Origin of the sequence: Kineococcus aurantiacus, from assembly GCF_013409345.1 — a bacterium.
Classification (GTDB): Bacteria; Actinomycetota; Actinomycetes; order Actinomycetales; family Kineococcaceae; genus Kineococcus; species Kineococcus aurantiacus.
In genome coordinates this window covers 3,193,639-3,214,486 of the sequence record NZ_JACCBB010000001.1, presented here as the reverse complement: position 1 = coordinate 3,214,486, position 20,848 = coordinate 3,193,639, and the positions used below count along the sequence as shown (strand labels likewise).

Here is a 20,848-nt window from a genome sequence, read left to right as displayed (position 1 = left end):
GCGACCGGGAACCCTGTGCGGAAGTTGTCCACAGGCCACCCGATCGGCCGGTCCGGACGGGTGACGGGCGTGGCAGGATGCGGGCACCCCCACCTCGACCGGGCAGGAGAACCACCGTGGCAGCCCGATTCCTCCCCCTCGCGGACGTCGCCGAGACGCTCGCGATCTCCTCGGCCCAGGCCTACGCCCTGGTCCGGACGGGTGAGCTGCGGGCCATCAAGGTCGGTGGCCGCGGGCAGTGGCGCGTGGAGGACACCGAGCTGGAGGACTACATCCAGCGCATGTACGCCCAGACCCGCGAGATCGTCCTCGCCGGCGAGGACCCCGCGCTCGGCTGAGCCCGGTCAGCCGCGTTCGCCGACCGTCCAGACGGCGGCGAACGGGACCGTCCGCACGCCCCGGTCGTCCTCGAGGTCGAGGTGGTCGGCACCCACCCGGGTGATGACGCCCGTGAACGACCCGGCGCTCGTGCGCACCCGCACGCCCCGCCCCGCCAGCGCGCGCACGGCCAGCAGGAACGTCCGGCGCGCCGCCACCTCGCCCAGCGGTGCGGCGCTGCGCGCTGGGGCGCCGTGCACCAGCACCACGGCGAGCTCGTGGACCAGTTCCCGCCGGCCCGACCCGACCTCGACGACGAGGAACCACCCCGGGCCGGTCGTCGCGACCGTCCCGGTGACGCCCACCCCGTCCGGCAGCACGAACGTGACGGGGCCCTCGGCCGCCCGCACCCGGTCCCCGAGCCGGACGGTGGCCTCCTCGCGCCGCACGCGGTCGGCCACCTCGGCGGCGAGGTCCTGACGCCGCTCGTGGTCGGCCTGCGCCTCGAGGTCGTCGAACAGGTCGTCCCAGCGCACCCCACCACGGTACGAGTCAGCCCTCGTGACGCGACGTCACGCGGTGCCTTCCGAACGGGCGCAAGAGCGCCGTCTCGCTGGTTCGGCGCTCAGGGGATCGATAGACAAGAGACACCAAATCGCATCAAACGACATCGAAGAGCCCCAGGAGAGACCCAACGTGCCCACTCGTTCGTGGACGGACCCGGCGGACGTCGTGGTCGCGGTGTGCGCCGCCGCCGCGGCGCTCGTCGCCCTGTGGCTGGCCCTCGCGGTCGTCGTCGCGGTCGTCGACGAGCTGCGCGCGCGGCGGGCCCCCCGAGGCGTCGTCCGGCTCACCCCGGGCGTCCCCGTCGTCGTGCGCCGGCTCGTCGCGGTCGTCGTGGGCCTGCTGCTGGGCTCCGCGGCCCTGTCGGCCAACGCCGCCGAGCGCGGGGCGGCCGTCGCCGTCCCCGAGGTCGGGTGGGCCGTCAGCGCGCCCGTCGAGCCCGGCTGGGCCGCCCGCAGCGCCCCCGCCGCCACCGGCGGCGAGATCGTCGTGCACCGCGGCGACAGCCTGTGGTCCATCGCCGAGCGCCGCTGCGGCCCCGGCGCCGACCCCGCGCAGGTGCTCGCCGAGCAGCAGCGGCTCCACGCCGTCAACGCCGGCGTCATCGGCGACGACCCCGACCGGATCGTCCCCGGCCAGGTCCTGCGCCTGTCCTGACCGCTCCACCGAAGCCCGTCGAAGACCCCGAAGACCCCGAAGACCACCAGGAGAACCCCCGTGTCCAGCACCGGTGCCGCGCGCCTTCCCGTCTACCTCGACGACGAGGACGTCTTCGGCCCCGAGGGGCCGGTGCTCGCGCCCCCGGACCCCGACCAGGGCGTGTTCGCGCTCGACCTGCGGGACACGCGCCTGCTGCCGCCCGCGGAGCTGCCCGAGGTCACGCTCTGGACGCGCCGCTACCTCGTGACGCTGCTGGAGGTGCTGACGGGCCTGCGGCCGCCCCAGCAGCTGCTGCGCTGGTCCAGCGCCGACATCTACACCGGCGTCCAGCGCCGGGCGGCCCTGCAGGCCCGCCTGCGCGCCCGCACCCGCGCGGGCACCGCGGTGCGGGCCGCGCACGTCACGACCCTGCGGGTGTCCTTCCCCGGCGACGGCGTCGCCGAGGTCGGGGCCGTGCTGCGGGACACCGACCGCGTCCGGGCGGCGGCGCTGCGCGTGGAGCGCTGCACCGACCGCTCCGGGGAGCGCTGGCGGGTCACCGCCCTCGAGCTCGGCTGAGCCCGCGGGCTCAGTCCTCCGCGCGCGCCGAACGCTCGGCGGCGCGGCGCTGGGCGCGGTTGCCGGTGGCGGCCTCCGTCGCCGACGCGTCGCCCGCGTGGACCTCGACGTCGCCCTCGGCGGTCGGGGCGGAGTACTGCAGCTGCTGGCGCACCGGCGGCGCCCCGAAGCCCGGCGTGGCCGCCGCCACCCCGGCCTGCGCGGCGGGCTGGACCTCCAGGGAGAACAGGTACCCGACCGACTCCTCCTTGATGGCGTCGGTCATCGCCCCGAACAGCTGGTAGCCCTCGCGCTGGTACTCGACGAGCGGGTCGCGCTGGGCCATCGCCCGCAGGCCGATGCCCTCCTGCAGGTAGTCCATCTCGTAGAGGTGCTCGCGCCACTTGCGGTCCAGGACCGAGAGCACGACGCGCCGTTCGAGGTCGCGGACCACGGACTCGCCGAGCTGCTCCTCGCGGGCGTCGTAGCAGGCCTGGGCGTCCCCGCGCAGCTCCTCCAGGAGCCGCTCCACGGTGAGGTTGCCGCGGCCGCCGGCGGCCTCGACGACCTCGTCGGGGGTGATCGAGACCGGGTACAGGCTGCGCAGGGCGGAGAACAGCTCGTCGAGGTCCCAGTCCTCGCCGAAACCGCGCGAGGTGGCCTCGGAGACGTACGCCGTGACGACGTCGTCGATGAAGTGCCGGATCTGCACGTGCAGGTCCTCGCCCTCGAGCACCTTGCGGCGCTCGGCGTAGATGACCTCGCGCTGGCGGTTCAGGACGTCGTCGTACTTCAGGACGTTCTTGCGGATCTCGAAGTTGCGGCCCTCGACCTGCCCCTGGGCGCTCTGGATCGCGCGCGAGACCATCTTGGACTCGATGGGGACGTCCTCGGGGATGCCCGTGCGGGTCAGGAAGCTCTCCACCAGCGCCGCGTTGAACAGCCGCATGAGGTCGTCGGTCAGCGACAGGTAGAACCGGGACTCCCCCGGGTCGCCCTGCCGCCCCGAGCGGCCGCGCAGCTGGTTGTCGATGCGCCGCGACTCGTGGCGCTCGGTGCCCAGCACGTACAGGCCGCCGAGGTCGCGGACCTCGTCGTGCTCGGCCTTCACCGAGGCGTTGGCCTGCTCCAGGACCTCGGGCCAGGCCGCCTCGTACGCCTCGGGCGCCTCGTCGGGGTCCAGGCCCTTGTCCTTCATGGCCGCCACGGCCAGGAACTCGGCGTTGCCGCCGAGCATGATGTCCGTCCCGCGGCCGGCCATGTTGGTGGCGACCGTGACGGCGCCCTTGCGCCCGGCCTGGGCCACGATCGACGCCTCGCGCTCGTGCTGCTTGGCGTTCAGGACGGTGTGCTCAACGCCCGCCTCGGTCAGCAGCTTCGAGAGGTACTCGCTCTTCTCGACGCTCGTCGTGCCCACCAGGACCGGCTGGCCCGTCGCGTGGTGCTCGGCGATGTCCTCCACGACGGCGGCGAACTTGGCCTGCTCGTTCTTGTAGACGAGGTCGGGCTGGTCCACGCGGACCGCGGGGCGGTTGGTGGGGATCGGGACGACGCCGAGCTTGTACGTCTGGTGGAACTCCGCGGCCTCGGTCATGGCCGTGCCGGTCATGCCCGCGAGCTTGTCGTACATGCGGAAGAAGTTCTGCAGCGTGATCGTCGCCAGCGTCTGGTTCTCGTTCTGGATGGGCACGCCCTCCTTGGCCTCGATGGCCTGGTGCATGCCCTCGTTGTAGCGGCGGCCGGCGAGGATGCGGCCGGTGTGCTCGTCGACGATGAGGACCTCGCCGTTCGGCGACACGACGTAGTCCTTGTCGCGCTTGAACAGCTCCTTGGCCTTCACGGCGTTGTTGAGGAAGCCGATGAGCGGGGTGTTCACGCTCTCGTAGAGGTTGTCGATGCCGAGCAGGTCCTCGACCTTCTCGATGCCGGCCTCGAGGATGCCGATGGTGCGCTTCTTCTCGTCCACCTCGTAGTCGACGTCGACCTTCAGCCGGCGCACGATCTTGGCGAACTCGGTGTACCACTTCGTCGGCGCGTCCGAGGGGCCGGAGATGATCAGCGGCGTGCGGGCCTCGTCGATGAGGATGGAGTCGACCTCGTCGATGATGGCGAAGTGGTGGCCGCGCTGGACCATCTCGGCGACGTTCCACGCCATGTTGTCGCGCAGGTAGTCGAAGCCGAACTCGTTGTTGGTGCCGTACGTGATGTCGGCCGCGTAGGCCTCGCGCCGCTCCTCCGGGCGCATCCGGGACAGGATGCACGAGCTGGTCAGGCCCAGGAACCGGTAGACGCGGCCCATGAGGTCGGACTGGTACTCGGCGAGGAAGTCGTTGACCGTGATGACGTGCACGCCCTTGCCGGTCAGGGCGTTGAGGTACGCGGGCAGCGTCGCGACGAGGGTCTTGCCCTCACCGGTGCGCATCTCGGCGATGTTGCCCTGGTGCAGCGCCGCGCCGCCCATGAGCTGGACGTCGAAGTGCCGCTGACCCAGGGTGCGCCGGGCCGCCTCGCGGACGACGGCGAAGGCCTCCGGGAGCAGGTCGTCGAGCGTCTCGCCCCCAGCGAGACGCTCCTTGAAGCGGTCGGTCTCGCCCCGCAGCTCCGCGTCGCTCATCCCCTCGAAGTCGGGTTCGAGGGCGTTGACCTGCTCCGCGATGCGGTGCAGACGCTTGACGACGCGGCCCTCGCCGGCGCGGAGGACCTTTTCGACGATCGCTGGCACCCCTTCACTCTACCGGCGCAACACCACGTGATGGTGTCGTGACGGTCAGCTGACGGGAGGGCGCTCAGCGCGACCGGTCGAGCATGCGCCGCAGGTCGTCGGGCCGCACCCCGCTGATCGGCACCGGCACCGGCGGCCCGGGGACCCGGCGCGAGGGCACCACGACCGTGCCCTCCCCGGCGCGGACCTCGGCGGCGTCCAGCGGGATCGTCCCGGCCGCCGCCTCGGCGTCGCCGGCGAGGTCGACGAGGTCCGCGAGCGCCGGGGCGGCCGCCCGCGGCTCCACCGGCCCGAGCTCGCCGGCCCCCAGCTCCGGGCCCAGCTCGGCCACCGAGCGCGGGACGCCGAGCAGGACGCCCTGGGCGACGGCGCACCCGGCCTCGGTGAGCAGCACGACCTGCTCGGTGCGCTCGACGCCCTCGGCGACCACGCCCAGGTCCAGGGCGGCCCCCAGCTCGCACAGCACGCGGACGGCCGCGAGGGCGTCGACCCCCTCGGGCCCGTCGATCTCGCCCACGAGGGTGCGGTCCAGCTTCACGCCGTCGACGGGCAGCTGCCGCAGCGGGGCCAGCGAGTGGTTGACCAGCACCCCGCCCCGGGCCGGGTCCAGGGTCGCGAAGTCGTCCAGCAGGATGCGGGCCCCGGTGGCGCGCAGCGTCCGCAACCGCGCGGTGAGCAGGTCGGGGTCCTCCCCCAGCAGGTCGGCGGGGACGTCCAGGACCAGGGCGGCGGGGTCGAGCGCGGCGGCGGCCAGGGCGGCGCGGACGTCGTCGCTGGCCCCGCGCGCCATGACGTGGGCGGCGGACAGGTTGACGGTCACCGACAGGTCCGGAACGCGCTCGCGCCAGGCCGCGGCCTGGGCGCAGGCCGTGCGCAGCACCCAGCGCCACAGCTCCTCCACGGCCGGGGACCGCTCGGCGCCGGCCAGGAACGCGCCCGGTTCGAGCAGGCCGCGGGTGCGGTGCCGCCAGCGCAGCAGCGCCTCGACGCCGACGACCGCGCCGTCGGCCAGGCGGACGATCGGCTGGTAGGCCAGCTCGAACTCGTCGTCGTGCACGGCGCGCAGCAGGTCGTGCTCGAGCTGGCGGCGCAGCTGGTCGGCGTCGTGCATGTCGGCCTCGAAGACGACGACACCGCCGGGCACGACCCCGGTGGCGACGTCCGGGCCGGCGGCGTGCGAGCGGGCCTTGGCCATGTACATGGCGCTGTCGGCGCGGCGCAGCAGCTCGGCGGCCCCCACGCCGTCGGCCGCGACGGCGATGCCGATGCTGGCGCCGACGCGCACGGTCGTGCCGTGGGTGTCGAAGGGCAGGGTGAGATCGGCCTGGACGCGCGCGGCGATGCGCTGGGCGGCGCGCTCGGGTTCGACGTCGCGCACGACGAGGGCGAACTCGTCGCCGCCCAGGCGGGCCGCGACGTCGTCCCCGCGCAGGCAGCGGCGCAGCCGGCGGGCCACGCGGGACAGGATCTCGTCACCGGCGGCGTGCCCGAGGGTGTCGTTGACCTGCTTGAACCCGTTGAGGTCGACGAACAGGACGGCCGTGCCCAGCCCGTCGGACTCGGTCACGCGCAGGGCGACCTCCAGCTGGCGCAGCAGCGTCGCCCGGTTGGGCAGGCTCGTCAGGGAGTCGGAGCTGGCGGCCTCGACGGCGCGCACGGTGTCGGCGTGGCTGAGCGCCATGCTGGCGTGCTCGGCGAAGGCGCGCAGCACGGTGGCGCCCACGGGGTCCAGCGGCCCGCTGCCGGAGGTGTCCAGGACGAGGGCGCCGACGCTGCGGCCGTTGATGTGGACGGCGGCCGCGGCCGGGGTGCTCTGGTCGCCGACGGCGACGCCGAAACCGCCCAGGCCCTCGGCGGCGGCCAGGGCCAGCGCGTGGTCCAGGGCGGGTTCCCCGACGGCGGCCACGACACGCATCCGCATCTGCGAGCGGGGGTCGGCCAGCACGAGGGAGACGGCGCGGTCGTCCATGAGCTCGGAGGAGCTGGTGGCGATCTGGACGAGCAGCTCCGGCAGCGGGCGGCGGCTGGAGACGGCGCGCTGGAACCGGACCGACGTCGTGAGGACCTGCTCGCGCTGGCGCAGCGCCTGCTGCAGCCGGGTGCGCTCCGCCGCCCCGCGGGCGCCCTGCTGGCGGTGCCAGCGCTCGCGCTCGCGGCCGTGCCGGCTCAGGACGACCAGCCCCAGGGCGCGGGCGACGAGCCGGACGGCGTCCTCGGTCCCCTCGTGCTCGGGGCTGTCCTCGGCGCGGCCCACGACGACGTGGACGCCGGCGAGCCCGGGGACCTCCACGACGGTGGTGCGCACCCGGCCCAGGCCGGGGACGGCGAAGGAGCCGCCGCCGTCGCGCACGACGCGGGCCAGGCCGCGCTCGGGCAGGAACCGCTGGCCCAGGCCGACGCCACCGTGGACGTGGGCGCCCTCGCAGACGGCGGCGACGTCGGCGTCGACGAGGTCGGCCACCAGGGCGGCGGCCCCGGCGAGGACGTCGCGCTCGGTGGTGCCGGCGCCCAGCGCGAGGAGGACGTGCTCGAGGAGCTGGCTGGCGGGCCCGACCTGGTCGGGCGAGAGAGCTGCGACGTCCACCTCGTGAGCTTCGGCGGGTGCGCGGGGGGTGTTGAGGCGTCAGTGACCCGTTCGGGCGACGGCGTTCGCGAGGGCACCGGCGAGGTCGCCCACCCCGGCGACCACGACGTCGTCGAGGCCGAGCCAGCCGGCGGCGCTGCGCAGGGCCGCGGCGAGCTCCTCGGCGGTCTCCCCGGGGGCGCCGGGCTCGGCCCAGGCCGACTCCACCCGCAGGGCGCGGGCAGTGCGGTCGGACTTCAGGTCGACGCGGGCGACGATGTCCTCACCGAGCAGGAAGGGGGTCACGTAGTAGCCGTGGACGCGCTGGTCGCGCGGCACGTAGAACTCCAGCCGCACGGTGACGCCGAAGAGCTCCGCGGTGCGCTCGCGGTGCCAGATCAGCGGGTCGAAGGGGCTGAGCAGCGCCCGGGCCCGCACCCGGGGGGCCGGGGTGCCCGCCCAGCGGTAGGCGGGCCGGTGCGCGGCCCAGCCGCGGACGCGGACGGGCTCGAGCTCACCGGCCTCGACGAGCTCGGCCACGGCCCGCCGCGCGGGAGCGGGCTTGAGCCGGAAGTAGTCCCGCAGGCTCGCCCCGGTCGCGACGCCGGTGGCGCGGGCGGCGGTGCGGACGAGCTCGCGGACGGCGTCGTCGACGGCGGGCACGGGCAGGTCCCGGACCGCGGGCGGCAGGACGCGCTCGGTGAGGTCGTAGCGGCGCTCGAACTGCGGGGTGCGGGCCGCGGCGGACAGCCGCCCGGCGAAGAAGAGGTGCTCGCAGGCCTTCTTCACGTCCGACCAGTTCCAGCCCCAGTGGTCGGTGCGGCGCAGCGCGCCCGGGGCCAGCGCCGCCTCGACCTCGCGGGCGGTGACGGGCCCGTGCGCGGCGACGAACCCCTCGACGGCCTCGAGCAGGTCGGGCCGCTCGGCGGCCACGGCGCGGACCCCGCCCCAGGCGTCGTCGGCGGCGCGGTCCATCCGCCAGCGCAGCAGCCGGTGGGTGGCCACCGGGACGTAGCTGGCCTCGTGCGCCCAGTACTCCACGAGCTTGCGCGGGGCGCGGTGCGCGGCCCGGTCGACCAGGGCGGTGTCGTAGGGGCCCAGCCGGGAGAAGAAGGGCAGGTAGTGGCTGCGGCACAGCACGTTGACGCTGTCGATCTGCACGACGCCGAGCCGTTCGGCGACCCGGGCGACGTGGGCGGCGGACACCGCGGCGGGCGGGCGGCGGCTGAACCCCTGGGCCGCGAGCGCCGCGCGGCGGGCGGTCCGGGCGGTGATCTCCTCCATCAGGACAGCTCGACGATCTTCTCCCGCACGGCGTAGACGACGGCCTCCATGCGCGAGTGCAGCTGCAGCTTCTCCAGGATGTTGCGGACGTGGTTCTTGACGGTGTTCTCGCTGATGGACAGGGTCCCGGCGATCTCGCGGTTGGCCATGCCGCGGGCCAGCAGCCGCAGGACCTCCAGCTCGCGCGGTGAGAGCCGGGGGGTGCCGGGCACGGCGAGGTTGCGCTCCTCGTCGCGCCGGCGCATGGCGTTGAACTCCCCCAGCAGGAGGCCGGCCATCTTGGGCGTGATGAGGGACTGCCCGGTCATCACGGCGCGGATGGCGTCGGCGACCTCCTCGGCGGGCACGTCCTTGAGCAGGTAGCCGTTGGCGCCGGCCCGGACGGCGCCGAACAGGTCGTCCTCCTCCTCCGAGGAGGTCAGCATGAGGATCTTCGTGGAGGGGGCGACGGCCTTGATCTGCGCGCAGGCGTCGATGCCGGAGCGGCGCGGCATCCAGACGTCCATGAGGACGACGTCGGGCAGCAGCTCCTCGACGCGCTCGAGCGCCGCGGCGCCGTCGGGGGCCTCCCCGACGACGTCGATGTCGTCCTCGGTGGACAGGACCATCTGCAGGCCGCGGCGGAACAGGGAGTGGTCGTCGACGACGAGGACGCGGATCGCCTCGCTCACGCCGCGCCCCGGCCGTCCCGGTCGTCCGTGCCGTCGCTGTGGTTCATGGCGGGTCCCCCTGGGCCGTGGTGCGCGTCTGGACCGATCTTGGCACGGACCGCAGCGGGCGCCGGTCCCCGCGCGGGGACCGGCGCCCGGGTCGGGCGGTCGGGCGGACGTCAGCGGGCGACGGCCCCCAGGACGGCCGTCAGGGCGTCACCGGCCGGGCGGTGGCCGTCGGCCTCCGCGGGGGCGGCGTCCTGCAGCTGCAGGTGGATGACGCCGTAGTCCCACCCGCGGCGCCGGTACACGACGCTGGGGGTGCCGGTGGTGGCGTCGACGAAGAGGTAGAAGTCGTGCCCGACGAGCTCCATCTCGTACAGCGCCTGGTCCAGGGTCATGGGCGTGGCGTCGTGGGTCTTCTCGCGGATCACCACGGGCGAGGCGTCCTCGGCGGAGGGGTCCACGGGCGAGGCGGTGGGCGGTGTGGAGCCCGCCATGACGGCCGGGGTGGGCGCGGCGGTGGCCGGGTCCGTCTCGGCCGCGACCTGCTCGGCCAGGGGCCGGGCGGGGTCGAAGGCCCCGGTCAGGACCTCGTCGGACAGACCCGCGGTGGCCTGGCGCACGGACGTGGGGCGGTGCCGGCCGTGGTGCACCTTGCGCCGGTCCCGGGCCCGTCGCAGCCGCTCCAGGAGCTTGTTCGTCGCGAGGTCGAGCGCGGCGTACGGGTCGTCGGCGCACGCCTCGGCGCGCACCACGGGACCCTTGTCCCGCACCGTGATCTCGACGCGCTCGCAACTGCTGGCCTGGCGCCGGTTGCTCTCGTGGGAGACCTCGACGTCGATGCGCTGGGCGCGCGGGGCGAGCTGGTTGACCTTCTCCAGCTTGTCCTCGACGTGCCGGCGGAACCTCTCCTTGACGTCGGTGTGCCGTCCGGTGACCACAACTTCCACGGGATGCCTCCCTCGTTCGACTGGCAGCGCCGGCACGTGGGGCCGACCTGCCTCGGACCCTCACCTCGTGCTGCTGACCACCCCCGCGGGGAGGCCGCGGTGAGCCGGCGTGCTGGAACGGCAGGGACGCGCGCCCCCGGAGCCGGGTCCGACCGTGGACACCGCGGGGGTGGAACGCGCACTGACACCGTTCCTGGCTGCCATGCACCAACGCTAGCCCCGCCGCGCCCGCGGTGCACAGGCGCGGTGTCGCACCCCCGCCGATCCCCGCCGATCCCCGCGCGCACCCCTCACGCGAGCGTCACGGCCAGCACGCCCCGCACCCGCGCTCCCCCGGCCCGCAGCGCCCGCACGGCCTCGGTCGCGGTGGCGGTGGTCGTCACGACGTCGTCGAGCACCACGACGGGACCGGCCGGCGGGGGGCCGTGCAGGGCGAAGGCGCCCTCGACGTTGGCGCGCCGGCCGGCGGCACCGAGCTCGGTCTGGTCGCGGACGCGGCGCGCCAGCCGCAGGCAGCGCTCCACGCCGACGTCGCGGCCGGTGGCGCGGGCGAGCCGGGCGGTGCGGGCGGCGAGGTCGGCGACGAGGTCCCCGCCGCGGGCGCGGCGGCTGGCCGCGCGGGTGGGGACGGGCACGAGCCGGACCGGGCCGGTGGGGGCCAGGGCGGCCAGGGCGGGGACCAGGGCCGCGGCCAGGTGACCGCGCAGCTCGGCCCGCTGCCGCTCCTTGACGGCGAGCAGGACCTGCCGGGCGGGACCGGCGTGCCGGGCGCAGGCGCGCACGGGGGTGCCGTCGGTCAGCGTCGTCCCGGCCCCGGCCCGCAGGGCCGGCGCGCAGGCCGGGCAGCACGCGGCGCCCGGGCGGGCGCAGCCGGCGCAGTGGGCGGGCCAGACGAGGTCCGCGGCGGCGGCCAGGGTCGAGCGCGGGGACGGGGGCACGGGGCCACCCTGCGGCACCGGCGCCGGGGCGCGGCGCCGCCGTCCACAGGCCCGGACGCGCGCAGGGCCCGCCCGGAGACTCCGGACGGGCCCTGCGCGGGAGCGGGCTGGGTCAGCGGACCCCGCCGCGACGCTTGTTGAAGACGTCGAAGGCGACGGCCAGCAGCAGCACCAGGCCCTTGATGACCTGCTGGAGCGACTGGTCGACGTTCAGCAGCTGCATGCCGTTGGAGATGACGCCGACGAGCAGACCACCGATCATCGCGCCCTGGATCTTGCCGACACCACCGGTGACGGCCGCGCCACCGATGAAGGCGGCGGCGATGGCGTCGAGCTCGAAGCTCGTGCCGGCGCTGGGCTGGGCCCCGTTGGAGCGGGAGGAGAAGATGACGCCCGCGATGGCCGCCAGGAAGCCCATGTTGACGAAGATCCAGAAGTTGACGCGGCGCACGTTGACGCCGGACAGCTGGGCCGCGGCCAGGTTCCCGCCGATGGCGTAGACCTGACGGCCGAAGACCGAGGACTTCATGATCGTGGAGTAGGCCAGGATCAGGACGGCCAGGATGATCAGGACGATCGGCAGGCCGCGGGAGTGGGCCAGCTGCCAGGCGAAGGCCATGACGACGACGCCCACCGCGACGATCTTCAGGACGAACAGCGGCAGCGCGTCGACGACCTGCTGGTAGCGGACCTTCGCGACGCGGGTGCGGACCTGGGTGACCGCGAACGCGACGACGGCCAGCGCGGCGACGAACAGGGTGAAGGCGTCGTAGCCGTAGCCGCCCATGAGGCCGTTGATGAAGCCGGTCGCGACCTTGCCGTACTGCTCGGGGAACGGCGAGAGCGAGACGTTGTCGAGGACGTAGAACGTCAGACCGCGGAACAGCAGCATGCCGGCCAGCGTCACGATGAACGCGGGGATCCCGACGAAGGCGACCCAGAAACCCTGCCAGGCGCCGATGACGAGCCCGACGGCGAGGGCGGCGAGGATGCCGACGTACCAGGGCTGGCCCTGGCCGATGACCAGCTGCGCCGACACCGCCCCGGTGAGGGCGACCACCGACCCCACGGACAGGTCGATGTGACCGGCCACGATGACGATGAGCATGCCGATGGCCAGCACCAGCACGTAGGAGTACTGCAGGACGATGTTCGTGATGTTGCCCGGGCTCAGGGACAGCCCGTCGGTGAGGACCGCGAACAGCAGCACCACGACGACGAACGCGATGTAGATGCCGCTCTCGCGCAGGTTCTGGGTGATGGCGACGAAGGGGTTCGCGCTGCCGGTCCGGGGAGCCGGCGCGGTCTTGTCCTTGGTCAGTGTGCTGCCGCTCATGCGGTGCGCTCCTGCGGGGTGAGTTCTTCGCTGGGGGAGGTGGTGGGGTGCGGGTCCGGCGACGTCGTCAGGCTGCGGTCCTTGGTCATGAGGACCATGAGGGACTCCTGCGACGCCTCGGCGATCGGCACCTCACCCGTGATGCGCCCGGCGGACAGCGTGTAGATGCGGTCGCAGATGCCGAGCAGTTCGGGCAGTTCGGAGGAGATGACGATGACGGCCTTGCCGGCCGCCACGAGCCGGTTGATGATCGTGTAGATCTCGTACTTGGCGCCGACGTCGATGCCTCGGGTCGGCTCGTCGAGGATGAGGACCTCGGGGTCGGAGTAGATCCACTTCGACAGGACGACCTTCTGCTGGTTGCCGCCGGACAGCTTGCCCGTCAACGCGTTGACGGTGGGAGCCTTGATGTTCATGCTCCGCTTGCTGTCCTCGGCGACCTTGATCTCCTCGTTCGCGTCGACGAAACCGCCGGTCGCGAGCTTGTCGAGGGCAGCGGCCGAGACGTTGCGCTTGATGTCGTCGATGAGGTTCAGACCGAACTTCTTGCGGTCCTCGGTCGCGTAGGCGAGGCCGACCTTGATGGCCTCGCGGACCGAGCGCGCCTGGACGGCCTTGCCGTGCATGTACAGCTGCCCGCCCAGGAAGCGGCCGTAGCTGCGCCCGAACACGCTCATCGCCAGTTCGGTGCGGCCGGCGCCCATGAGGCCGGCGATGCCGACGACCTCGCCGGCGCGCACGTTCAGCGACGCGTGGTCGACGACGAGGCGGTCCTGGGAGGCGTGCCCGACGGTCCAGTCCTCGATCCGCAGGATCTCCTCACCCGGGTTCGAGGTGCGCTCGGGGTAGCGGGAGTCCAGGTCGCGACCGACCATGCCGCGGATGATGCGGTCCTCGGTGACGGCGTCGGCGCGCATGTCGAGGGTCTCGATCGTCTGGCCGTCGCGGATGATCGTCACCGAGTCCGCGATGGCCTCGATCTCGTTGAGCTTGTGGGAGATGATGATGCTCGTCATCCCCTCGTCCCGCAGCTGGCGCAGCAGGTCGAGCAGGTGGGCCGAGTCGTTGTCGTTCAGCGCCGCGGTCGGCTCGTCGAGGATCAGCAGGCGCACGTCCTTGCTGAGGGCCTTGGCGATCTCGACGAGCTGCTGCTTGCCGACGCCGAGCTGGCCGATGGGGGTCGTGGGGTTCTCCGCCAGACCGACCCGGGCGAGCAGCTTGGAGGCCTCGCCGTTGGTGCGGTTCCAGTCGATGAGCCCGCCACGGCCCTTGATCTCGTTGCCCAGGAACAGGTTCTCGGCGACCGACAGGTACGGCACGAGGGCGAGTTCCTGGTGGATGATGGCGATGCCGACCTTCTCGCTGTCGGCGATGCCGGAGAACGTCGACAGCTGCCCGTCGAAGTGGATCTCCCCCTCGTAGGTCCCGTGGGGGTACACACCGGACAGGACCTTCATGAGGGTCGACTTGCCGGCGCCGTTCTCACCGCAGATCGCGTGGACCTCACCGCGGCGCACCGACAGCGAGACGTCGGACAGCGCCTTGACCCCGGGGAAGGTCTTGGTGATGGAACGCATCTCCAGGATGTTCCCGGCCGCGCCGGGCCCGGAGTGCGTGGTGTGGGTGTTCTCGGTCATCGGTGAACCGTCGTCCCTCGTGTCGGTCGGGGAGGTGTCGGGGGGTCCGCGCGGGGAGGCGCCGGACCGCGCGAACCCCGCCCCGGGTCGTGGGACCCGGGACGGGGTGGGCGGTGGGGTCAGCTGGCCTTGCCGGCGTCGACCTCGGCCTGCGTGTAGTACTCCGTGTCGACGAGAGCGCTCTTGACGTTCTCCTTCGTCACGATCTCGGACTCCAGGAGGTAGGACGGGACGACCTTGACGCCGTTGTCGTACGTCTCGGTGTCGTTGGCCTCGGGCTCCTTGCCCTCGACCATGGCCGAGGCGGCCGTGACGGCCTCGTCGGCGAGCTTGCGGGTGTCCTTGAAGATGGTGGAGTACTGGACACCGTCGTTGATGAGCTTGACCGAGGCGATCTCGGCGTCCTGCCCGGTGATGGTCGGCATCTTCGTGCCCGTCCCGCCGTACCCGGCGTTCGACAGGGCGGTGATGATGCCGCGGGAGATGCCGTCGTAGGGCGACAGCACGCCGTCGACCTTGCTGCCGTCGTTGTAGGCGGAGGTGAGCAGGTCCTCCATGCGCTTCTGCGCGGTCTCCTGCTGCCAGCGCAGGATGGCGGCCTGGTCGATCTTCGTCTGGCCGGACTTGACGACGATCTTGCCGGAGTCGATGTACGGCTTGAGCGTGTCGAAGGCGCCGTTCCAGAAGAACTGCGCGTTGTTGTCGTCCAGCGAGCCGGCGAACAGCTCGACGTTGAACGGGCCCGCGGCGGTGCCCTCGGAACCGTCGGCGTTCTTCAGGCCCAGGCCGGTCAGCAGCGAGGTGCCCTGCTGCACACCGACCTTGTAGTTGTCGAAGGACACGTAGAAGTCGACGTCCTTCGAACCGCGGATGAGGCGGTCGTAGGAGATGACCTTGATGCCGGCCGCGGCGGCCGAGGACAGCTGGCTGCTCAGCGCGGTGCCGTCGATGGCGGCGACGATCAGCAGCTTGTCACCCTTGGTGATCATCTGGTCGATCTGCTGCGACTGGGTCGGGATGTCGTCGTTCGCGTACTGCAGGTCGACCTTGTAGCCGGCCTTCTCCAGACCCGCCTTGACGTTGTTCCCGTCCGCGATCCAGCGCTCGGAGGTCTGGGTCGGCATGGCGACGCCGATGGTGATGTCCGACGGGTTGGCCGGCTCGCTGCCGCCCGAGCCGGACGTGTCCGAGCCCGCACCGCCGCCGCCGCAGGCGGCGAGGGTCAGGGCGAGGCCGGCACCGAAGGCGGCCAGGGCACTGCGGCGTTTCATCACGGCGGGACTCCTCTGTACCTCGTGAAACCCCCGCGCACTGGTGGCGCGGGGGAGGGGGACGTGCGCCGTGGTGGCGCGTTTTCTGCCGTCGGGGGACCGGGCTTCCTCGTCCCGTCAGCCACCGGCAGGTTGAGCTGATGGCAGCATTGTTAGCGTTGCCAATCGGGGCCGTCAAGCTGGTCACCCGGTTGCACCCAGGCTCTTCGGAGGCGGTTCCGCTACGGCGATCCTGAGTTACTCTGCAAGCCGCGAGGTCGACGACCACTCCCCCGCTCCCCCGCTCACACCCCCTCGATCACCCCCCGATCACCTCCGGTCACTCAGCGGTGAGTACCGGTCTCCAGGAAGTGGGACCACAGCATGTCCGAGGACGACGACGGCGCCGCCCGGGCCGGCGGCCCCGACGCCGACCCGCGCGTCCCCGTGCTCGCCGACGTCGCCCAGCTCGCCGGGGTCTCCCAGCAGACCGTCTCGCGCGTCGTGCGTGGCAGCCCCTCGGTGGCCCGCCGCACCCGCGAACGGGTCGAGGCCGCGATCGCCGAGATCGGCTACCGGCCCAACGTCGCCGCCCGCACCCTCGTCACCCGGCGCTCGCACCGCATCGGCGTCGTCGCCGCCGACACGTCCCTGCACGGCGTGGCCCGGACCCTGGCCGGCATCCAGGACGCCGCCCGCACCGCCGGGTACGCCGTCTCCCTCGTGATGGTCCCCGACCTGCGCCGCTCCAGCGTGCAGGAGGCGCTGGAGGACCTGCGGGCCCAGTACGTCGACGGAGCCGTCGTCGTCGTGCCCGAGGACTCCTCCCAGGAGGCCGTCCGCGCCGCCGACGCCGCCTTCCCCTGCGTCCTGGCCCCCGGCCTGGACGGGGCGGGCGTGGCCGACGCCTACTGGGCCGAGGTGGCCGCCGCCCGCGAGGCCACCGACCACCTGCTCGACCTCGGGCACCGCACCGTGCACCACGTCGGCGGGCCCACCGACTGGGCCGAGTCCCGGGCCCGCTCCACCGGCTGGCGCACCGCGCTGGTCGAACGGGTCCGCGTCGTGCCCCGGCCGGTGCGCGGGGACTGGTCGGCGGCCTCCGGGCACGCGGCCGTGGCCGAGCTGCCCCTGGAGACGGTCACGGCCGTCTTCGTCGCCAACGACCACATGGCCGTCGGCGTGCTCAACGCGCTGGCCGCCAAGGGGCTGCGGGTCCCCGACGACGTCTCGGTCGTCGGGTTCGACGACGTGCCCGAGGCCGCGTTCTACGCCCCGCCGCTGACCACCGTGCACCAGGACTTCGCCGCCATCGGCCGCCGGTGCGTGCGCGTCCTGCTCGGCCGGCTGCACGACCGCGTCGTCGAACCCGCCCCGCTGACCCCCGGCCTCGTCGTGCGCGCCAGCACCGCTCCCCCGCCGCTGGTGCGCCGCGCTCAGCCGGGGTAGGCCGGGTCCCGGCCGGGGGCCACCGGGATCCAGTCGGCCCCGCTGCGGGTCAGGAGCTGCCCGTCGGCCGTGCCGACCACCACGTCGCGCTCACCGGGACCACCGGCCACCGACACCGCCCCGGCCACCGCGGGCAGCCGCGTCGAGGGGCCCGAGACCTGCGCCAGCACGGGCGCGGTCCGGCCCGCGGCGTCACGCTCCAGGAGCACGAGCTGGTCCCCCGACAGCCACGCGGCGTCCAGCACGTCCACCGCCCCCGGAGCCAGGTCGGCCGTCGCCGGGCCCAGCCGCAGCGGCCGGCCCGCGCTGTCGCGCACGATCCCGTGCACCCGGACGTGCACCGCCCCCGCGTCGTCGCGCACCACGACGAGCAGTCGCACGCCGTCGCGGGAGACCCGGGCCTGCACGAGCTGACCGCCCAGGCCCTCCGCCGGGGCCTGGACCACCGCCGCCGGGGTCTCCGGCGCCGCGACCGGCACCACGAGCGGGGACTGCCCCGGCGCCGTGGGCGCGGTCCACACCCAGCCGAACCGGTCCACCGACGGCGGGACGAGGGTCCCGCGCCCGCTGACCGCGGCCTCCAGCGGACCCCCCGGGGCCTGCACCCGCACCACGCGGCCCTCGTCGGTGAGCACCGCGTAGGCGTCGGCGTCCGGCGCGGCCGCCGGGTGGCTGGCCCCGCCGGTCAGCTCCAGCCCCGGGCCGGTGCCCGCGACCGGCTGCAGAGCCTGCCGGTCCCAGCGGGACAGCCCCTGCGGGCCCAGCAGCACCAGCCGGCCGTCGGCGGGCACCGACGTGCGCGGCAGGTCCGCGGCGCCCGCGCCGCCCTGCGAACCGGCCCGGGACAGCTCCGCCCCGTCCACCGTCACCACGACCTCCAGGACCCCCGGCAGCTCCGTCAGGCTCGCGCGCAGCTGGGCCAGCAGCAGCAGGCGCTGGGCGGGGTCGGCGTCCTTCGCGGCGTCGGACAGGTCCACCGTCGCGGTGCCCGCCGCGACCGGCACCGTGCCCACCCGCAGGTGCGTGCCCCGCGGGGCGCCGGAGACCACGCCCGGGGCCAGCCACGGCGAGGCCCCCTCCAGCAGGGCCCGGACGATGCGCGTCGCGGTCGACCCGTCGTAGCCGAACCAGCGCACGTCGCCCAGCAGCTGCGGCGCCGGGCCGCCCGTCGCGAAGTACACCGGGAAGGGCCGCAGCGTGCGGGAGGCGTCCAGGCCGGTGATCGTCGTGCCGTCCCCGGGGTCGGCCAGCCGCCACTGCCCGTCCTGCAGGACCAGGCGCAGCCGCCGCTGCACCCTCGTGCCCGGCGGGTCCTCCACGTAGTGCCCGCCGGCGTCGAGGGTCGCCGTCGCGGTGGCGTCCACCGCGACCACCGCCTCGGTGGAGGTCCGGCTGACCAGGGACAGGTCGGGGACGGCGGTCACGATCGTCGTCGAGGCGTCCGCCCGCCACGTCTGCGCGGCGGCCGCGGTGAGGAACTCGCGGGCGACGGCGTGGTCGTCCTGCGAGGCCGCCCCGGCCAGGAGGAACCCGCGGACCACGTCCACCGGGGCCGCCCCCCGCTCGGGACCGTCGGGGATGACCTGCAGCAGCCCGGTGCGCGGGTCGTCCACGACGCGCGAACCGCTGACGACGTCGCTGGAACGGGGCAGGCCCCCGCAGCCGGCGAGCAGCACCACCAGCCCCGCGGCGGCCCAGCGCCGCCTCACGCCCGCTCCCCCGCCCCCGGCCCCGCGGGCAGCGCCGCGACCGCGTCGCGCCAGCCCAGCGGGACCACCGGCAGCGGGGAGCTGCGCAGCGACCGGCCCGCCGTGCGCGGCACCGTCAGGACGAAGTGGCACCCCTGACCGGGCCGGCCCCACACCTCCAGCCAGCCGCCGTGCAACCGGGTGTCCTCCAGCGCGATCGCCAGCCCCAGCCCGCTGCCGCCGGTCGTGCGGGCCCGGGCCGGGTCGGCCCGCCAGAACCGGTCGAACACCCGCGGCAGCTGCTGCGGCTGCAACCCCACGCCGTGGTCGCGGACCCCCACGGCCACCGCGTTGTCGTCGCAGACGACCGTGATCTCGATCGGCCGCGCCTCACCGTGCTCGATCGCGTTGCCCACGAGGTTGCGCAGGACCCGCTCGATGCGCCGCGCGTCGACCTCGGCCGTGCACGGGCCGGACGGCTCGGACACGTGGACCTGCGAACCCCGGCGCTCGGCCAGCGTGGCCGTGAACTCCACGACGCGGTGCACCAGGACCCGCACGTCCTGCGGGTCCGGTTCCAGGGCCGCGGCCCCGGCGTCGAAGCGGGAGATCTCCAGCAGGTCCGACAGCAGCGCGTCGAACCGCTCCAGCTGGGTCAGCAGCAGCTCCGCGGACCGGGCCGAGGCCGGGTCGAAACCCTCGCGCGCGTCGTGCAGGACCTCACCGGCCATCCGGATCGTCGTCAGCGGCGTGCGCAGCTCGTGCGAGACGTCCGAGACGAAGCGGCGCTGCAGCCGCGACAGCTCCTCCAGCTGCTCGATGTGCTGCTGCATGCCCGCGGCCATCTCGTTGAACGCCCGGGCCAGCCGGGCCAGGTCGTCGCTGCCGCGCACGCGCATCCGCTCGTCGAGGTGCCCGCCGGTGAGGCGCTCGGCCGTCCCGGCGGCCTCGCGGACCGGCTCGACGACCATGCGCGCCACCACCCACGCCACCGCGCCCACGAGCAGCACCAGCGCGATCCCGCCGCCCACGAACGTGGTGCGCACCAGCGAGACCGTCTGCTCCTCGCTGGCCAGCGAGTACACGAAGTACAGCTCGTACTCCCCCGCCCGCGGCAGCGTCACGGTGGACCCCACCACCAGCGAGGGGGCCCCCGAGCCCTCGGACAGGTCGACGATCTGCAGCTGCTGCACGTCCGAGCCCACCACGGCCCGGCGCAGCGCCATCGGCACGTCGGCGGCCTCCAGCCCCTCGGAGGCGACGTCGCGCACCACCACCTGCCCGGACCCGGCGGTGTCGGAGGAGTTGCTGGCGCGCAGCAGGACCACCCCGCGCACGCGGTCCGGGCCGGCGCCCTCCAGCGACGACACGACGTCCCCGGCGAGCTGCTCGACCTCCGCCGAGCTCGTCGTCGTCGCCGCGTCGAACTGCTGCTGGGCCGTCCGGGCGCTGCGGGCCGCGTCGGCCAGCGCCACCCGCTGCCGCTCGGCGACCAGGCCGTCGGCGATGCCGTCGAGCAGGAAGGACCCCACGCCGACGACGACGGCCAGCCCCAGCAGCGTCGTCAGGACCACGACGCGCAGCTGCAGGGAGGCCCGCCAGCGCGCGAGGACGCGCCTCACAGCGGACCGGCGCGGTACCCCACCCCACGCACCGTGACCACGATCTCGGGGTGCTCGGGGTCGCGCTCGATCTTCGAGCGCAACCGCTGGACGTGGACGTTGACCAGGCGGGTGTCGGCCGCGTGCCGGTACCCCCACACCTGCTCCAGCAGCAGCTCGCGCGTGAACGCCTGCCACGGCTTGCGCGCCAGGGTGACCAGCAGCTCGAACTCCAGCGGCGTCAGCGGCAGCGACCGGCCGTCGCGGCGCACCGAGTGGCCCGCCACGTCGATCGTCAGGTCCCCGATCCGCAGGGTCTCCGGCGGGCGGTCCCCGGCCGAGCGCAGCCGGGCGCGGACGCGGGCCACGAGCTCCTTGGGCTTGAACGGCTTGACGACGTAGTCGTCGGCCCCGGCCTCCAGGCCCAGCACGACGTCGACGGTGTCGCTCTTGGCCGTCAGCATGACGATCGGCACCCCGGACTCGGCGCGGATCTGGCGGCAGACCTCCATGCCGTCGGTGCCCGGCAGCATGAGGTCCAGCAGCACGACGTCGGGCCGGGTGGCCCGGAAGGCGGTCAGCGCCTCGTCACCGTCGGCGCAGAACCGGGTCTCCAGACCCTCCCCCTGCAGCACGATCCCCAGCATCTCGGCGAGCGCGGTGTCGTCGTCCACCACGAGGACGCGTCCCCTCATGGG

General features: G+C 74.1%; 17 protein-coding genes. 4 read left to right on the top strand and 13 right to left on the bottom strand.

The features are described from left to right. Positions 1-116: 116 nt before the first annotated feature. A complete protein-coding gene (locus tag BJ968_RS15500) occupies positions 117-338 on the top strand; it encodes a helix-turn-helix domain-containing protein (protein ID WP_179753335.1) in 222 nt (73 codons plus the stop codon). Positions 339-344: 6 nt separating this feature from the next. Here the strand turns inward: BJ968_RS15500 and BJ968_RS15495 are convergent, their stop codons facing one another. Further along, on the bottom strand, positions 345-854 hold the full coding sequence (locus BJ968_RS15495; RefSeq protein WP_179753333.1) for a hypothetical protein: 510 nt from the start codon (positions 852-854) through the stop codon (positions 345-347). Positions 855-1,014: 160 nt separating this feature from the next. On the opposite strand from BJ968_RS15495, the gene BJ968_RS26770 reads away from it, so the two are divergent. Next, positions 1,015-1,539: a LysM peptidoglycan-binding domain-containing protein gene (locus BJ968_RS26770; RefSeq protein ID WP_218885085.1), complete on the top strand. Its 525-nt coding sequence runs from the start codon at positions 1,015-1,017 to the stop codon at positions 1,537-1,539. A 60-nt stretch (positions 1,540-1,599) separates the two neighbouring features. Next, the gene (locus BJ968_RS24810; RefSeq protein ID WP_179753330.1) at positions 1,600-2,100 is read left to right on the top strand and encodes an Rv3235 family protein; all 501 of its coding nucleotides are present in this window, start codon (positions 1,600-1,602) and stop codon (positions 2,098-2,100) included. Positions 2,101-2,110: 10 nt separating this feature from the next. Here BJ968_RS24810 and secA read toward each other — a convergent pair whose 3' ends face one another. The 9 genes from secA to chvE all read right to left on the bottom strand — a co-directional run bounded on the left by secA (position 2,111) and on the right by chvE (position 15,433). Continuing rightward, positions 2,111-4,801, bottom strand: a complete 2,691-nt coding sequence (gene secA / locus BJ968_RS15480) for a preprotein translocase subunit SecA (RefSeq protein ID WP_179753328.1) — start codon at positions 4,799-4,801, stop codon at positions 2,111-2,113. Between the two features lie 64 nt (positions 4,802-4,865). Beyond that, a complete protein-coding gene (locus BJ968_RS26765) occupies positions 4,866-7,385 on the bottom strand; it encodes an EAL domain-containing protein (protein ID WP_179753326.1) in 2,520 nt (839 codons plus the stop codon). A gap of 39 nt (positions 7,386-7,424) precedes the next feature. Then, on the bottom strand, positions 7,425-8,648 hold the full coding sequence (locus tag BJ968_RS15470; protein ID WP_179753324.1) for a winged helix-turn-helix domain-containing protein: 1,224 nt from the start codon (positions 8,646-8,648) through the stop codon (positions 7,425-7,427). Further along, the gene (locus BJ968_RS15465) at positions 8,648-9,319 is read right to left on the bottom strand and encodes a response regulator (RefSeq protein WP_179753322.1); all 672 of its coding nucleotides are present in this window, start codon (positions 9,317-9,319) and stop codon (positions 8,648-8,650) included. Before BJ968_RS15465 ends, BJ968_RS15470 begins: the two co-directional genes overlap by 1 nt. A 158-nt stretch (positions 9,320-9,477) precedes the next feature. Further along, positions 9,478-10,251 (bottom strand): ribosome hibernation-promoting factor, HPF/YfiA family, encoded by a 774-nt coding sequence (hpf, locus tag BJ968_RS15460; protein WP_179753320.1) that lies wholly within the window; start codon positions 10,249-10,251, stop codon positions 9,478-9,480. Between the two features lie 290 nt (positions 10,252-10,541). After that, the gene (locus BJ968_RS15455) at positions 10,542-11,189 is read right to left on the bottom strand and encodes a ComF family protein (RefSeq protein WP_179753318.1); all 648 of its coding nucleotides are present in this window, start codon (positions 11,187-11,189) and stop codon (positions 10,542-10,544) included. Positions 11,190-11,301: 112 nt separating this feature from the next. Next, positions 11,302-12,525: a multiple monosaccharide ABC transporter permease gene (mmsB, locus tag BJ968_RS15450; protein ID WP_179753316.1), complete on the bottom strand. Its 1,224-nt coding sequence runs from the start codon at positions 12,523-12,525 to the stop codon at positions 11,302-11,304. Beyond that, positions 12,522-14,162, bottom strand: a complete 1,641-nt coding sequence (mmsA, locus tag BJ968_RS15445) for a multiple monosaccharide ABC transporter ATP-binding protein (RefSeq protein WP_246314129.1) — start codon at positions 14,160-14,162, stop codon at positions 12,522-12,524. The genes mmsB and mmsA overlap by 4 nt, the downstream gene beginning before the upstream one ends. Before the next feature lie 119 nt (positions 14,163-14,281). Next, complete coding sequence (gene chvE / locus BJ968_RS15440) at positions 14,282-15,433, bottom strand: multiple monosaccharide ABC transporter substrate-binding protein (RefSeq protein WP_179753314.1); 1,152 nt, start codon at positions 15,431-15,433, stop codon at positions 14,282-14,284. A 363-nt stretch (positions 15,434-15,796) separates the two neighbouring features. On the opposite strand from chvE, the gene BJ968_RS15435 reads away from it, so the two are divergent. Further along, a complete protein-coding gene (locus BJ968_RS15435) occupies positions 15,797-16,861 on the top strand; it encodes a LacI family DNA-binding transcriptional regulator (protein ID WP_179753312.1) in 1,065 nt (354 codons plus the stop codon). On the opposite strand, the gene BJ968_RS15430 is transcribed toward BJ968_RS15435, so the two are convergent. Genes BJ968_RS15430 through mtrA form a run of 3 tightly spaced genes read right to left on the bottom strand, consistent with a single transcriptional unit; the run spans position 16,849 to position 20,845 of the window. Beyond that, positions 16,849-18,570: an LpqB family beta-propeller domain-containing protein gene (locus tag BJ968_RS15430; RefSeq protein WP_179753310.1), complete on the bottom strand. Its 1,722-nt coding sequence runs from the start codon at positions 18,568-18,570 to the stop codon at positions 16,849-16,851. The genes BJ968_RS15435 and BJ968_RS15430 overlap by 13 nt on opposite strands. Further along, positions 18,567-20,171: an MtrAB system histidine kinase MtrB gene (gene mtrB, locus BJ968_RS15425; protein WP_179753308.1), complete on the bottom strand. Its 1,605-nt coding sequence runs from the start codon at positions 20,169-20,171 to the stop codon at positions 18,567-18,569. Before mtrB ends, BJ968_RS15430 begins: the two co-directional genes overlap by 4 nt. Further along, complete coding sequence (mtrA, locus tag BJ968_RS15420; RefSeq protein WP_179753306.1) at positions 20,168-20,845, bottom strand: MtrAB system response regulator MtrA; 678 nt, start codon at positions 20,843-20,845, stop codon at positions 20,168-20,170. Before mtrA ends, mtrB begins: the two co-directional genes overlap by 4 nt. Positions 20,846-20,848 lie beyond the last annotated feature (3 nt).